We start from the raw sequence: 14,079 nt of genomic DNA on the forward strand, positions 1-14,079 counted from the left end.
CTTTTTGTCCAAAAAATGAACAGACACGATAAAATGTAAGCGGATACAAAATAGCTGAGGGGGAAACAGAGATGGTTACATTTCTCGTCGCAATTGCCATATTAATTGTTGGGTATTTTACGTACGGAAAGTTTGTAGAGAAAATATTCGGGGTGAAAGAAGAACGCATGACACCTGCCTATGCGAATGCAGATGGCGTGGATTACGTACCAATGGATACAAAGAGAAATTCAATGATTCAATTACTGAATATTGCCGGCGTTGGTCCAATTTTCGGTCCGATTATGGGAGCGCTGTACGGACCGGTTGCATTCTTATGGATTGTTTTCGGCTGTATATTCGCCGGAGCAGTTCACGATTATTTAACAGGTATGATCTCGATCAGAAACAGAGGAGCTCATTTACCTGAACTTGCAGGAAAGTTTCTTGGGAAAGCATTCAGACACGTTGTGAACGCATTCTCAATTCTTCTACTGGTACTTGTCGGAACAGTATTCGTTACAGCACCGGCAGCATTAATTGCAGACATCTCGCCAGCATGGATTACAATGGGCGCAATCATTGTCTGCATCTTCCTGTATTATATTGTTGCAACGCTGCTTCCGGTTGATAAAATCATCGGACGTTTGTATCCGTTTTTTGGCGCGTTACTAGTCATCAGTGCGATCGGAGTAGGAGGAGCACTGGTTGTTCAGGGACATCCAATTCCGGAAATCACACTTGAAAATATGCATCCGGGCGGACTTGCAGTGTTCCCGCTGTTATTTTTAACAATTTCATGTGGTGCACTGTCAGGCTTCCACGCAACGCAGTCACCGATCATTTCCAGAACGACTCAAAAAGAGAGCCAGGGAAGAAAAATTTTCTATGGCATGATGATTCTGGAGGGTATTATTGCAATGATCTGGGCGGCTGCAGGTATGGCGCTGTTCAACGGTGCAGGACTGAATGAAATACTTGCTGCCGGTGGACCGGCTGCAGTTGTCAGAGAAGTCTCGATTACAACACTTGGCGCAATTGGCGGAACGCTTGCGATTCTTGGTGTTATTGTTCTTCCGATCACATCAGGAGACACTGCGTTCAGAAGTGCGCGTATGATTATTGCAGATTATATTAAAGTGGGTCAAAAGAAAGTGTCGAATCGTCTGTGGATTGCACTTCCGCTGTTTGTGATTTCAGTTGTGCTGACGCAGGTTGACTTTAACCTGCTGTGGAGATATTTCTCCTGGGCCAACCAGTCAACAGCTATGATCGCCTTGTGGGTAGGTGCGATGTACCTGGCACTGCAGCGTAAAAATTTCTGGATTGCAGCAGTCCCGGCAGCATTTATTACAATGGCAACATTTACTTATATTCTGAATGCGGAAATCGGCTTCAGGCTGCCGATTGAATGGGCATACGCAGGCGCTGCACTCATTACAGCAGCATCTATTGCAGCATTTTTCTACACTGTCAGAGCACGTCTTGCTGCAAGCGATTCAGGAATTCGACCAATCGTTGTGGATGAGGAACTTGAGCAGTCAGCTTAATAGGTTAACTGACAGTAAATGTATATAAGTGTTGTGTAAGCGTCATTTTCTTATCAGTCAATTTAATGAGAGTAAATTAACTTTACTATATCTAGTAACAAAGAAAACCTTCTTTTATCTTTAAGAAGGTTTTTTTCTGTCCATAATAGGAAATAACAGCTATATACGCGCTTATTATTCATTGTTTTAAGTCAGAAAATTCTATATATTTAAAAGAAGCAATGAACGCGGAAGGAGAATCCAATGTCTCTAGCTGAATGGTTATTTATCATTGTCAGTATCGCATTGATTGGGGAATTTGTATTCTTCCGCAATCGGGGTACAGGAGAAGGAGACCCGCTTGAGCAGAAGTCCTTTTACTATATTCTCTTAAGCCTGCTTGGCATGATCGGACTTGCGCTGATCCTGCAGGAGTTAAGAGGTACCGGGGCAGAAACACCTGTTACCTGGGGAGGACTCATTTTGTTTGCGATCGGCGTAGGTCTTAGATACTGGGGCATTCTTCATTTGAAAGCCCAGTTCACACGTCACGTAACAGTAAGGGAAGGGGACCAGATTGTCAGCACAGGTCCTTACAGTAAATTGCGGCATCCGCTTTATACCGGTCTTTTTTTTATTGGAACAGGTATGACACTATTTTTTGCAAGCATCATCGCAACACTTGCAGGAGCAGTTCTTCTGACGGTTACACTGTTAATCCGGATCCGTTATGAAGAGAAACTGCTGATTTCAAAGTTCGGACCGGAATATGAACAATGGATGAAGCACAGATACAGGCTGATTCCATTTATATACTGATAAAAAGGGAGTGGAAGTATGAAGAAAAAAGCAATCGTAGTTGGAGCAGGACTTGCTGGCATGTCAGCAGCAATTCGCCTGGCAGGAGACGGGTATGATGTAAAGATCCTTGAGAAAAACAGCAATGTAGGCGGCAAGCTGAATAAAAGAGAAGGAAAAGGCTTCAGCTTTGATACCGGACCATCCATCCTGACAATGCCATGGGTACTTGAACAGCTGTTCTCAAGTGTTCATAGAAGAGTAGAGGATTACATAACAATTGAAAGAGTCGAGCCGCAGTGGCGCACCTTCTTTGAAGACGGCACTAAAATTGATGTCACAAGTGACCTGCCGGATATGCTTGAAGAGATGAAAAAAGTATCGGGGGACACATCTGCGAAGCTGACAGAGCTGATTCATTACGCTGAAAATATGTACGAGCTCTGCATGAAGAGCTTCTATAAATACAGCCTTGCTGACCTGAAAGATCTGAAGCAGCATCATACGTTAAAAGAACTGATGGCGATGGACCCGTTAAGCACTGTTGCGGACGGTACAAAAAAACGCCTGAATAATAAGTACCTTGAACAGATGTTTAACTTCTTCGTCATGTATGTCGGCTCCAATCCTTACCAGGCGCCTGCGATCTTAAATCAGCTAATTTATGTACAGCTTGGTCTTGGTATTCACTACGTAAAAGGCGGCATGTACAACATTGCTGAAGGAATGAAGAAGCTTCTGAATGAACTCCGCGTAGATGTTCAGTTAAATACACCTGTTGATCACCTGGTGATTGAAGGTAAAGAAGTCAAAGGCATCCGTACGGCAGATGGTACGCTGCACGAAGCAGATATTGTCGTATCTAACCTTGAGGCCATTCCAGCTTACCGCAGCCTTATACCAAACAAAGAAGGCAAGAAAGAAGCGAAAAAGCTCAACAAAAAGTTTGTTCCAAGTGTATCAGGCCTTGTCCTGCTGCTTGGTGTGGATCGTGAGTTTACAGATCTGAAGCACCATAACTTCTTCTTCTCAGAAGACCCTGAGAAAGAATTCCATGATATTTTTGAAAAAGGAATTCCGTCAGATGATCCGACTGTCTATATCGGCATCTCAGCAAGATCAGATGAAACACAGGCGCCAAAGGGTAAAGATAACCTGTTCGTACTTACGCATGTGCCACCTTTAAAAGAAGGAGAGCAGGGTAAATACGACTGGGCGGAATACCGTGAGCTTGTTCTGGATAAGCTTGAGCGCAACGGTATGAAGGGTCTTAGAGATTCAATTGAGTTCGAATACCGCTTCACACCTGAAGATCTTGAGGAGCTTTACGGACCAAACGGCGGCTCAATCTATGGTGTCGCTTCTGATAAGAAAAAGAACGGCGGCTTCAAGATTCCGGCTAAGAGTGAGCTCTATGACAACCTCTATTTTGTCGGCGGATCGACTCACCCGGGTGGCGGCGTGCCAATGGTGACACTATCAGGTCAGCTGACAGCAGATCTGATCAAGGAACACGAAATGCAAAAGCAGCCTTTATAAGAAAGCTAAATCGAAAACTGTCTGTGATATCAGTTGAATCTGGTATCGCAGGGAGTTTTTTTGTGCGGAGAAAACTAAATATTTTTTGGAGTGACACAGGATTTTCCAATCACATGCAGAATATAAGTGGAAAAGGATGTAGGGGATGAGCCAACTATGAGATTAAAAAAATCTGCCAAAACCGGGTTGACCGTTATCACACTTACAACTGCAATGATTATTGCTGTAAATGTTTTTGCTTCAATTCCTGAATATCACGCTGACAGTGCTTCAGCTTATCTGAAAAAAGAACTCGCTTACGTAAGCGGACAGGGACAGGTGACTGACTCATTTAAAGTATACGGTGGAAATAACGGAGAACTGTATATCTGGTACGCTTTTGAAGAATTTCATGCTGAAGAAAACGAAACGGGCTCCGGTGCGTCGCTTGCAGTGAAGTTGCTGATGGAGAACGGAAGAGTCATTGGACATGAAGTACCTGAAGAAGGAGAACTGTATGAAGACAGTATGAAAAAGTTATTTCCTTGGTATGTCAGGTGGCGTATGCCAAGTGGTGACGTACCTTTAGCAATCGAGCAGGAAATTGATATTAAACAGGCACGCATGCTGGCAGCGCTTGAGGAAAGTGAAGAATAACGTTCATAGAAAAAACGGCCGGGGACGCCCGGCCGTTTTGAATATTACTTCTCTTCACGTGCTTTTCTTTCAGCCTTCAATTGTTTAGCCGTCTTCAACTTAGGACGCGGAAACTCTTTGCGCAGTAAGTTGAATAAGGTAAAGATCATAAACAGCAGAATCACTGTAAATGGTAAGGCTGATACAAGCGAGGCTGTCTGCAGACCTTCAAGTCCGCTGGCTACAAGCAGTACAGCTGCAATGGAGCCTAGCAGCACGCCCCAGATAATACGTACAACCAGAGGTGGATTAAGTCCTCCGCTTGTTGTCATACTACTGATAATGTATGTTGCTGAATCAGCTGAAGTGATCAGGAATGTCAAAATCAGCAGAATCGAAAGGACAGATAATACGGTTGATAACGGTAATTGATCAAATGTTGAGAACAATGCACTGGTTATATCATTATTAACAGCTTCTGCGATCGAAGCTCCCTGGAATAAATCAAGGTGCAGTGCAGTACCGCCGAATACAGCAATCCAGAGTATGGCAATTGCCGGAGGAACAATCAATACGCCGACAACGAATTCCCGGATCGTACGTCCTCTTGATACACGTGCAATAAATGCGCCGACGAACGGTGACCACGCAATTGCCCAAGCCCAGTAGAAGATCGTCCAGTCGCGCACCCACGTGCCTTCTACATATGGCTGAAGGCGCAGGCTGTAACGGACAAAGTTTGTAATGTAATCTCCTAGACCAAGTACGAATGTCTCCAGAATAAAGACTGTTGGTCCAACAAAGAATACGAATAGCATCAGTAAAAGGGCTGCGCCAAGGTTGATATTACTCAGCCACTTAATTCCTTTATCAATTCCGGTAGTTGTTGACAGCAGGAATAATGCAGTTAATACCAATGTGATCATGACCTGTACAAAAGCATTATTTGGAATATCAAGTACACTGTTCAGGCCGCCATTGATCTGTAGAATACCGAGTCCAAGAGATGTTGCAACCCCCATAACTGTCGCAATAACAGCAAGAATATCAATCGTCTGATTAAGCGGCTGCTTCATTTTTCCTTCTTTAATCATTGGTGACAGACTGGTTGAAATTAACCCATTCGTTTTTCTGCGGAACTGGAAGTATGCAATGATCAAGCCCACAATTGCGAACGTTGCCCACTGACTTACACCCCAGTGGAAAAATGAATAAGCCATTGAAAGCCTTGCACCTTCCTCGGTTAATGGCTCAACGCCGGCTTCAGGAGAGGTATAGAAATGGCTCATTGGTTCTGCAATGCCCCAAAAAACAAGACTTACACCAAAGCCTGCAGAGAATAACATTCCGATCCATGTGAAAACAGGATAATCCGGACGTTCGTCATCCCCGCCAAGCCTTACTCGTCCATACCTGCTTAGTGCAATAAAAATTAGAAATATGACAAAGAAGAACACAGCAAGCAGGTAAAGCCATCCGAACGATTGGGTTGTGAATCCGAACGCAGCATTCGCACCTGCGGCAAACTGGTTAGGTAAGAATGCTCCAATCAGAACAAGTGCAGCAATGATTGCAGCGGATATGTAAAATACCCTTCCAAGTGATTTTTTCTCTTTTTTCATATTGACTCCTTTCTGATGTCCTGGTTATTTTGATCCACCTTAGTGCTTAATTCCCTATATGTAAAATGACTAAACAGCTTATTGAAAAGTTTAAAATGGTGAGAAACAGTATAAAGTAACTGTAAAAATAAATGAGGCAGGTGCGGAAAATGACAGTTCCATTTTTTAAACAGTTCAGCCACCCGGAGGGAAAAGCAGGAAAAGTGGCTGGCTTCATCATGTCAAAAGAAAATCGAAAACTCAACCGATGGGCATCGGGCTGTCTCGATCTACACCCGGGCGAACACGTTCTGGAAATCGGCTTTGGTCCCGGTGTATGTCTGGAAAGCTTATTAAAAAAGGGTGTCACAGTAGATGGACTGGATGCCTCAGCAGCAATGGCTCAGCTTGCTGAAAAGAGACTGAAAAAGCAGCTTGAAACCGGGAAGGTAAGAATTATGCAGGGAAAGGCAGAGCATATCAATCTGCCGGAAAAATACTATGATAAAATTCTTTCAGTAAATAATTTTACAATCTGGGAAGACCCGGACCGTGCACTGGAGAAATTATATACAGCCTTAAAAGATGACGGCCGGATCGTGATTACAATGCAGCCAAGAGAAGAAACAGCAAGTCCGAATCTTACCAGAATGATGGGGAATGATATGTATCACCGTCTGGAGAAAGCAGGATTTGAACATGTTACACTTACGTACCGCAATTTCTGGCCCGAAATGGCCGTCACTGCTGTCGGCTTTAAAAAGAAGAGATAGAGGCAAACCATTTCTTTATCAGCCAAAATATTAAAGAAAAACTTTTAAAAACCGCTAGTCAATCATAGTGCTATCATTTATAATGAACAAGAAGTAAATGGAAAAGGGAGTGATGTACGATGAGAAACTTAAATGAGATCATTGTTTCAATTGTACACAACCCGTATGCCCATTTAGAGGCTTCCATCTAAGGAATAGGATCTTTCTGTTTAAACACCAGAAGTCCGCGGGTTTGTGTACACACACAAATCAGCGGACTTTTTTATTTGAAAACAGGAGGAACCAACATTGAATACATTAACAAAATTAGGATGGAACGAAAAATGGCAGGACAAAGCAGGTCAAACAAACCTCACACCTGCAAGAGTCATTACTGAATACAAAAACCTGTACAAAATACAAACGGACACCTCAATCCATTTAGCAGAAGTGACAGGAAAATACCGTCATCAGGCTATGGCGAGAGAAGATTATCCTGCAGTCGGTGACTGGGTAATGGTATCACTGCCTACAAATGAAGGGCACGCTATGATCCACCAGATGCTTGAGAGAACATCTAAATTCTCCAGAAAAGTAGCAGGGACAGTCACTCACGAACAAATCGTCGCAGCCAATATCGACCTCGCTTTTCTCGTCATGTCACTTAATCATGATTTCAATCTGAGAAGGCTTGAAAGATATCTGATCGCTACCTGGGAAAGCGGTGCAAACCCGGTAGTTGTTTTATCAAAAGCAGACCTATGTGAAAACAGCGCTGAAAAAGCAGCCGAAGCCAAAACCACTGCGATGGGTGTTCCGGTACTTGTCACCAGTGCCTACAGCGGAACAGGGCTCGATGAATTAAGAAGTCACATTCACGAAGGTGTGACGGTTGCTGTCATGGGCTCATCAGGTGTAGGGAAATCGTCGATCATCAATGCCCTGATTGGTGAAGAAAAAATGATGGTCAATGACATACGAGAAGATGACAGTAAAGGAAAGCATACAACAACACACAGAGAGCTGATTATGCTTCCGGATAAAGGTGTGATCATTGATACACCAGGTATGAGAGAACTGCAGCTGTGGGAATCAGACAGCGGTTTATCTCAGGGATTTCAGGATATCGAAACACTTGCAGAAGCATGCCAGTTCAGAGACTGCAGTCATGAAACAGAGCCCGGCTGTGCGATCCGTGAGGCAATTGAAGACGGGGAGCTTGAGCAGGACCGTTATGATAGCTACGTGAAGCTGCAAAAAGAACTTGCTTATCTTGATAGAAAATCGAACAAACGTGAACAACTGCTAGAAAAGAAAAAATGGAAAAAGATCTCTCAGTACCAAAAGCAGATTCACAAATAACCCACACATTCCGCGCCGCTCATCACCTTTGATGAGCGGCGCTTTAACATACCTGTCCGGGGAACGCGCTGCTGTCCATGATATAATAAATGTGTACAGCAAGTCTAAAGGAGGCGTGTCCGGATGAAATCGATGTTTCAAAAAGCAATGGGTGAGGACTTTGACAAGCTGCATCCATCACTGCAAAAAAAATATGCACTGAATAGTTCATCTGACTATAAAGTCATTACCAAAGGAACGATGCACGAAATTAAGGGTGGATCCAGGCTGGTACGGAAAGTATCTCACTTAGGTGTAAAAATGAATTTTGCTTTTCCTGAGAGGGGAGAAGAGATTCCTTTTTATATGGAGAACGCTGCATACCGTGACAGGCACGGCCGGGAAACAATGTCCTGGAGACGAAGCTTTACATTCCCGGAAACAGTACGCTGCTTTTATGACAAAATGAAAGAAGGAGAGCAGCCGAATTCTGTCGATAATTTCACAGACCAGTGGGGGATTGCACGACTGCCGCTTAACCTGAAAGCGACCAAAACGGGTGGAATGCTGTTAACGTCACGTGATATGACACTTCATATAGGAAAGAAATATATGAAAATTCCAAGGATACTTGGTGTGAGGGCAACAGTACTTGAGGAATACAATGATCAGACTGAACTTTTTGATGTTCATATTCATATTTATCAGCCTTTATTCGGAACAATTTTATCTTATAAAGGATCTGTTGAAATGTTATTTCCAAAGATGGATGCCGGGGAGTAGAGATGCTCTCCGGTTTTTTTAATGGCGGCGGAGTAGGTCAAATGACATAATTCCACGAACCACGGCGATTATTCTTTGAACCACCGGAGTTATTCTCCGAACATCATTAAACATTCCACGAACCATCAAGACAGCCGCAGCCACGCCCTGCAAAAACACAACAAAAAACCCGGAAAGTCTCCGCTTCCCGGGTCATCTCATAATAATTTATCTCGCACCTGCAGTTGCTGCAAGTGAAGTCGCAATTGGTCCATTCCATTCGCTCATACCTGGTGACACACGGATCAGGTTCTCACGTCCATTAGATCTGATGTTGTCACAGGCAGCCTGACTGCGTTTTCCTGATTTACAAAGAACATATACTGTTTCTTCTTCAGGAAGTGCAGCAATATAGTTTTCTACCTGAGCAAGTGGTACTGAGTGAGCACCAGGAATGTGTCCGCCGGCATACTCTTCAGGCTCACGTACATCAAGAATGACTGCAGGCTTTTCAGCAATAATCGCTTCAAGCTCTTCATTACTAATAGACTTCAGCTCAGTCTTTGGCACATATTGCTTCTTTTCAACGCGCTTAATATAGTGTACCTGCACGTTTCCTTCTTCAGAACCTGACAGGTATTCATTACCTGTAGACTTACACCATGCCTTCATATCTGCAAGGGAACCTTTATCAGTCGTTGTGATTTCAAGCACTTCACCTTCCTGAAGGTTCGCCATTGATTTCTTCGTACGTACGATTGGCATTGGGCAAGCTAAGCCCTTTGCATCTAACTTGTGATCTGCATGCATAATATAAAAACACTCCTTGGTTAAAGTTGATTCATTCCGCCGCGGACATTCGCAACGTCTTTAAATCCTTTTTTCTTTAAAATTTTTGCAGCCTGCGCACTGCGCATTCCGCTTTGGCACAGGACAATCGTTTCTTTTTCCGGGTCAAGCTTTGATGTCTGATTTGGCAGCTTGCCAAGCGGTATATTGTCAAACCCTCTCATATTACGAGCCTTGAATTCTCCAGGTGTTCTCACATCGATCCACTGGGAATCCTTTGTTTTTTTCATCGACTTTAATTCATCCGGGGAAATGGTGCGTACACCCTTCGCCGGCATCATACGCCAGACGAAGAACAGTACAACTGCACCAATTAAAATCCATTCGATACAATATGAGCCCCTTTCTTAGTTTGTTACAACTTCTTTAGGGCGGTTATTAGACCATGCGTTGAATCCGCCGTTCAGGTGTGTCACATCGTCAAATCCCAGTGCGAGCATGACACTTGCAGCGATTGCAGAGCGTGCACCTGACTGACAGTGAATTAATACAGGCTTATCTTTATCAAGCTCTTTACCTTCCGTGCGGAGGTGTCCAAGCATTTTGTGTTCAGTTCCTTCAATACGTCCACTGTTCCACTCGGAATCGTTACGCACATCGATCACCTGATAATCAGTCAGATCCTTCTGCTTCGCAAACTCTTCAGTATCAACAGACTGATACGTTTCAGTTGCAACAGATTCAATCAGTGATGGTTCAGCAAGCTTCACGACGTTATCTAAATGAATAGAACGCAGAATCTTCATTGCTTCTTCAGCCTGATCTTTTTCAACAACAAGCGCGATGTTTTCATCATAATCCACTAACCAGCCTGACCAGTTTGGCAGCATCTTGCCAAATGGGATGTTGATTGAACCCGGAACAAGTCCTTTTTCAGCTACTTTAGACTGGCGTGTATCAAGCAGAATGTTGCCATCCTGCTTGCTGAATTCAACTACGTCTTCTGCATTTTCGAACCATTCAACTGATGGATCTTCAACAATTGCTGGTCCAAGCTTATTCACTTTTTTCATTTGAGCGAAATATTTTGGTGCTTCCGGCTGATCCTTCAGCAGTTCCTCAATAAATTTCTGCTCATCCTGCTCATTCAGTGCCCAGTTGAACTGTTTTTCATAACCGACAGTTGACTGAGGAACAGCGCCAAGTGATTTACCACAAGCACTTCCTGCGCCGTGACCAGGCCAGACCATCATATGATCAGGCAGCTCTTTGAAGCGCTGAAGAGACTTGAACATTGACTTCGCACCGGTTTCAGCAGTACCTGCAGCACCTGCAGCTTTCTCAAGTAAGTCAGGACGGCCGATATCGCCAACGAAGACGAAGTCTCCTGTAAAAATACCCATTGGCTTATCAGCACCGCCGCCAAGGTCAGTTAATACAAATGAGATACTCTCAGGGGTATGACCTGGTGTGTGCATGACTTCAAATTTAATATTTCCAATCTTGAACTCGTCGCCGTCATTCAGCGGCTGAACATCCAGATTGTCTGTATATTGATATTTCCAGTCGTTGTCGCCTTCATCTGAAAGGTAAAGCTTTACGCCGTGTTTTTCAGCGAGCTGACGTGCGCCGGAAACAAAGTCTGCATGAATGTGTGTTTCAGTTGCAGCTGATACGTTGAGTCCTTCTTTTTTAGCATCTGCAAGAATTGGCTCTATGTCACGCGGCGGATCAATCAGAATTGCTTCGCCTGTACGCTGGCATCCTACTAGATATGAATATTGTGCAAGTTTGTCATCAAAATAAGAACGGAATAACATAATTTAAACTCCTCCTCGATCGTTTCACAGAGATTTACGTTAATACCCTGTGGGGTATATTTGTATTAAATCATCTTCCGATCATAAATGCAACCCCAAAGCTTAAAAAACTTTTGTGTTTACAATTTACCCGATTCAACGTACAATCATGCTTATGAAATAATTCCGATAAGAATAGGTGGGTTTTTAATATGAAGAAAACATTAGCAGCATCATTACTATTAACAGGGGTTCTTGCAGGATGCGGATCTTCTGAAGAAGAAGGAAGCAATAGCTCATCAAGTGAAGATCTGAGCCTGCTTGAATCAATTCAGGAAGAAGGCGTTATCAAGGTAGGAACAGAAGGCACATATGCACCATTTACGTTCCATGATGAGTCAGATGCCCTTACAGGGTATGACGTAGAAGTAATGAATGAAATTGCCGAGCGTATGGGCGTTGAGGTTGAATATAATGAAACACAGTGGGATTCAATGTTTGAAGGACTGAACTCAGAACGTTTTGACGTCATTGCCAACCAGGTTGGTATTAACGATGAGCGTCTTGAAACATATGATTTCTCTGAGCCATATACATTATCATCAGCAGTCGTTGTCGTTCCTGAGGATAACAGTGAAGTATCAGCATTTGAAGATATCGAAGGTAAGCAGTCTGCACAGTCACTGACAAGTAACTATGCTGATATCGCAACTGAGTACGGAGCAGAGCTTGTACAGGTTGAAGGACTTGCGCAGGCAATTGAACTGATCAAAACAGGCCGTGCGGAAGTAACGGTAAATGATAAGCTTGCTATTCTTGATTTCCAGAAGCAGCAGCCTGATGCAGGTATCAAAATTGCAGCAGAAGAAAGTGATGTATCAGAAAGTGCATTTATGTTCCGTCAGGGGAATGAAGAGCTTGTAGAAGAGTTCAACAAGCACCTTGCAGATATGAAAGAAGACGGTACTCTGACAGAAATCTCTGAAGAATGGTTTGGCGAAGATGTTTCTCAGTAATTTTATCGTTGGGACAGCGGTTTTTGATTGGGAGTTATTCTGGTCGTCAATCGGTCCAATGATTGAAGGCGGGATCAAAGCAACGATCCCGCTTACACTTATTTCTTTTGCGATTGGACTGGTACTTGCAATCGTGACAGCACTTGCACGTATCTCCTCAAGTAAAACGCTTGGGGGTATTGCCCGTGTCTATGTATCTGCCATAAGAGGGACACCGCTGCTTGTTCAGCTATTCATCATTTTTTATGGACTGCCTAACCTTGGAGATGCTTTCGTCTTACAGCCATTCCCAAGTGCAGTCATAGCGTTTTCACTGAATGTCGGGGCTTATGCATCTGAAATTGTGCGTGCGTCAATCCTATCTGTGCCCAAAGGTCAATGGGAGGCGGGGTATACAATTGGTATGACCCGGAGACAGACACTATTCAGAATTATTCTCCCGCAGGCAGCACGCGTGTCAATTCCGCCACTGTCAAATTCATTTATCAGCCTTGTAAAAGACACCTCTCTCGCATCACAAATCCTGGTTGTTGAGCTGTTCCGTAAATCGCAGGAAATTGCAGCAAGAACGTATGATTTTCTTCAGCTCTACATCACAGCGGCTTTACTGTACTGGATTGTCTGCTTTATCTTGACACTCGTTCAGGACAGAATTGAGAAGAGGCTGGACCGCTATGTGGCAAAGTAAGGAGGACCAGAAATGTTAATCAATGTGAAAAATCTTCATAAATCATTTGGCGATCTGGAGGTTTTAAGAGGCGTTGACCTTGAAGTGCCAAAAGGAAATGTTGTCGCGATTATCGGTCCTTCAGGTTCAGGTAAGACTACATTTCTGCGTTGTTTGAATGCACTTGAAATGCCAAATGCCGGACAATATGAGTTTCATGATGGCTTTAAAATGGACTTTTCAAAAACGCCTAAAACAGAAGAAATCCTGAAGCTTCGCAGAAAATCCGGTATGGTATTTCAGTCATATAACCTGTTTCCACATAAAACAGCGATTGAGAATGTGATGGAAGGTCCGGTGATCGTACAGAAGCTGAAAAAGTCAGAAGTACGCACCAAAGCAGAAGACCTGCTCAAAAAAGTCGGACTGGAAGAGAAAATGCATCTATACCCTCACCAGCTCTCAGGCGGACAGCAGCAGCGCGTCGGCATCGCCCGTGCACTTGCCATACAGCCTGAACTGATGCTGTTTGATGAACCGACATCAGCGCTCGACCCTGAACTTGTAGGCGAAGTGCTCAGTGTCATGAAAGAGCTTGCCAGAGAGGGCCAGACAATGGTTGTAGTTACACATGAACTGAAATTCGCAGAAGACGTTGCGGATCACGTCATGTTCATAGACGGCGGTGTCGTTGTTGAACAGGGACCGCCAAAAGAGATTCTAAAAGCACCTAAAGAAGCGAGAACGAAGCAGTTTCTGGATCGTGTGTTGAATCCGTCATAATTTTTAGTGAGAATCCTCGTAGCCGGTGGTGGCTGCGGGGGTTTTGTTTTTTTCAGGGGAAATGGGTGGTGGAGCAATGATGGCGCGGTTAGGTCAAATTACACTATTT

The 14,079-nt window shown here is 43.8% G+C and carries 14 protein-coding genes; 10 read left to right on the forward strand and 4 right to left on the reverse strand.

All coding sequences use genetic code 11. The features are described 5' to 3' along the window. Positions 1 to 71 precede the first annotated feature (71 nt). The 4 genes from ACH6CZ_RS13150 (at position 72) to ACH6CZ_RS13165 (ending at position 4,481) form a co-directional block, all read left to right on the forward strand. Entirely contained in the window at positions 72 to 1,529 is a 1,458-nt protein-coding gene (locus tag ACH6CZ_RS13150) for a carbon starvation CstA family protein (protein WP_374097925.1), read from the forward strand. Positions 1,530 to 1,772: 243 nt separating this feature from the next. Then, the gene (locus tag ACH6CZ_RS13155) at positions 1,773 to 2,327 is read left to right on the forward strand and encodes a methyltransferase family protein (protein ID WP_374097926.1); all 555 of its coding nucleotides are present in this window, start codon (positions 1,773 to 1,775) and stop codon (positions 2,325 to 2,327) included. An 18-nt stretch (positions 2,328 to 2,345) separates the two neighbouring features. Then, entirely contained in the window at positions 2,346 to 3,845 is a 1,500-nt protein-coding gene (locus ACH6CZ_RS13160) for a phytoene desaturase family protein (protein ID WP_374097927.1), read from the forward strand. Positions 3,846 to 4,001: 156 nt separating this feature from the next. Then, entirely contained in the window at positions 4,002 to 4,481 is a 480-nt protein-coding gene (locus ACH6CZ_RS13165) for a hypothetical protein (protein ID WP_374097928.1), read from the forward strand. A 44-nt stretch (positions 4,482 to 4,525) separates the two neighbouring features. On the opposite strand, the gene ACH6CZ_RS13170 is transcribed toward ACH6CZ_RS13165, so the two are convergent. Further along, positions 4,526 to 6,082 carry a BCCT family transporter gene (locus ACH6CZ_RS13170; protein WP_374097929.1) on the reverse strand — a complete coding sequence of 519 codons (1,557 nt, stop codon included), beginning with the start codon at positions 6,080 to 6,082 and terminating at the stop codon, positions 4,526 to 4,528. Positions 6,083 to 6,231: 149 nt separating this feature from the next. On the opposite strand from ACH6CZ_RS13170, the gene ACH6CZ_RS13175 reads away from it, so the two are divergent. The 3 genes from ACH6CZ_RS13175 to ACH6CZ_RS13185 all read left to right on the forward strand — a co-directional run bounded on the left by ACH6CZ_RS13175 (position 6,232) and on the right by ACH6CZ_RS13185 (position 8,937). Then, positions 6,232 to 6,834, forward strand: coding sequence for a class I SAM-dependent methyltransferase (locus ACH6CZ_RS13175; RefSeq protein ID WP_374097930.1), 603 nt, complete (start codon positions 6,232 to 6,234; stop codon positions 6,832 to 6,834). Between the two features lie 288 nt (positions 6,835 to 7,122). Beyond that, on the forward strand, positions 7,123 to 8,175 hold the full coding sequence (rsgA, locus tag ACH6CZ_RS13180) for a ribosome small subunit-dependent GTPase A (protein ID WP_374097931.1): 1,053 nt from the start codon (positions 7,123 to 7,125) through the stop codon (positions 8,173 to 8,175). 123 nt (positions 8,176 to 8,298) lie between these two features. Further along, positions 8,299 to 8,937 carry a DUF4166 domain-containing protein gene (locus tag ACH6CZ_RS13185; RefSeq protein WP_374097932.1) on the forward strand — a complete coding sequence of 213 codons (639 nt, stop codon included), beginning with the start codon at positions 8,299 to 8,301 and terminating at the stop codon, positions 8,935 to 8,937. Positions 8,938 to 9,144: 207 nt separating this feature from the next. Here ACH6CZ_RS13185 and ACH6CZ_RS13190 read toward each other — a convergent pair whose 3' ends face one another. The 3 genes from ACH6CZ_RS13190 to ACH6CZ_RS13200 all read right to left on the reverse strand — a co-directional run bounded on the left by ACH6CZ_RS13190 (position 9,145) and on the right by ACH6CZ_RS13200 (position 11,525). Beyond that, the gene (locus ACH6CZ_RS13190; protein WP_374097933.1) at positions 9,145 to 9,726 is read right to left on the reverse strand and encodes a sulfurtransferase TusA family protein; all 582 of its coding nucleotides are present in this window, start codon (positions 9,724 to 9,726) and stop codon (positions 9,145 to 9,147) included. A 20-nt stretch (positions 9,727 to 9,746) separates the two neighbouring features. Continuing rightward, on the reverse strand, positions 9,747 to 10,046 hold the full coding sequence (locus ACH6CZ_RS13195) for a rhodanese-like domain-containing protein (protein WP_374097934.1): 300 nt from the start codon (positions 10,044 to 10,046) through the stop codon (positions 9,747 to 9,749). Positions 10,047 to 10,112: 66 nt separating this feature from the next. Then, positions 10,113 to 11,525, reverse strand: a complete 1,413-nt coding sequence (locus ACH6CZ_RS13200) for an MBL fold metallo-hydrolase (RefSeq protein WP_374097935.1) — start codon at positions 11,523 to 11,525, stop codon at positions 10,113 to 10,115. A 191-nt stretch (positions 11,526 to 11,716) separates the two neighbouring features. Between ACH6CZ_RS13200 and ACH6CZ_RS13205 the strand changes: the two genes are divergently transcribed. Genes ACH6CZ_RS13205 through ACH6CZ_RS13215 form a run of 3 tightly spaced genes read left to right on the forward strand, consistent with a single transcriptional unit; the run spans position 11,717 to position 13,970 of the window. Beyond that, positions 11,717 to 12,520, forward strand: a complete 804-nt coding sequence (locus ACH6CZ_RS13205; RefSeq protein WP_374097936.1) for an amino acid ABC transporter substrate-binding protein — start codon at positions 11,717 to 11,719, stop codon at positions 12,518 to 12,520. After that, positions 12,507 to 13,208, forward strand: coding sequence for an amino acid ABC transporter permease (locus ACH6CZ_RS13210; RefSeq protein WP_374097937.1), 702 nt, complete (start codon positions 12,507 to 12,509; stop codon positions 13,206 to 13,208). The genes ACH6CZ_RS13205 and ACH6CZ_RS13210 overlap by 14 nt, the downstream gene beginning before the upstream one ends. Positions 13,209 to 13,220: 12 nt before the next feature. Beyond that, positions 13,221 to 13,970, forward strand: coding sequence for an amino acid ABC transporter ATP-binding protein (locus ACH6CZ_RS13215; RefSeq protein WP_374097938.1), 750 nt, complete (start codon positions 13,221 to 13,223; stop codon positions 13,968 to 13,970). Positions 13,971 to 14,079 lie beyond the last annotated feature (109 nt).

It is taken from the genome of Jeotgalibacillus sp. JSM ZJ347, assembly GCF_044383825.1.
In the GTDB taxonomy this organism is placed as follows: domain Bacteria; phylum Bacillota; class Bacilli; order Bacillales; family Jeotgalibacillaceae; genus Jeotgalibacillus.

Coding starts and splice junctions, on each gene's coding strand:
- ACH6CZ_RS13150 (WP_374097925.1), top strand. CDS start 72: ATGGTTACATTTCTCGTCGCAATTGCCATATTAATTGTTGGGTATTTT.
- ACH6CZ_RS13155 (WP_374097926.1), top strand. CDS start 1,773: ATGTCTCTAGCTGAATGGTTATTTATCATTGTCAGTATCGCATTGATT.
- ACH6CZ_RS13160 (WP_374097927.1), top strand. CDS start 2,346: ATGAAGAAAAAAGCAATCGTAGTTGGAGCAGGACTTGCTGGCATGTCA.
- ACH6CZ_RS13165 (WP_374097928.1), top strand. CDS start 4,002: ATGAGATTAAAAAAATCTGCCAAAACCGGGTTGACCGTTATCACACTT.
- ACH6CZ_RS13170 (WP_374097929.1), bottom strand. CDS start 6,082: ATGAAAAAAGAGAAAAAATCACTTGGAAGGGTATTTTACATATCCGCT.
- ACH6CZ_RS13175 (WP_374097930.1), top strand. CDS start 6,232: ATGACAGTTCCATTTTTTAAACAGTTCAGCCACCCGGAGGGAAAAGCA.
- ACH6CZ_RS13185 (WP_374097932.1), top strand. CDS start 8,299: ATGAAATCGATGTTTCAAAAAGCAATGGGTGAGGACTTTGACAAGCTG.
- ACH6CZ_RS13190 (WP_374097933.1), bottom strand. CDS start 9,726: ATGCATGCAGATCACAAGTTAGATGCAAAGGGCTTAGCTTGCCCAATG.
- ACH6CZ_RS13195 (WP_374097934.1), bottom strand. CDS start 10,046: ATGATGCCGGCGAAGGGTGTACGCACCATTTCCCCGGATGAATTAAAG.
- ACH6CZ_RS13200 (WP_374097935.1), bottom strand. CDS start 11,525: ATGTTATTCCGTTCTTATTTTGATGACAAACTTGCACAATATTCATAT.
- ACH6CZ_RS13205 (WP_374097936.1), top strand. CDS start 11,717: ATGAAGAAAACATTAGCAGCATCATTACTATTAACAGGGGTTCTTGCA.
- ACH6CZ_RS13210 (WP_374097937.1), top strand. CDS start 12,507: ATGTTTCTCAGTAATTTTATCGTTGGGACAGCGGTTTTTGATTGGGAG.
- ACH6CZ_RS13215 (WP_374097938.1), top strand. CDS start 13,221: ATGTTAATCAATGTGAAAAATCTTCATAAATCATTTGGCGATCTGGAG.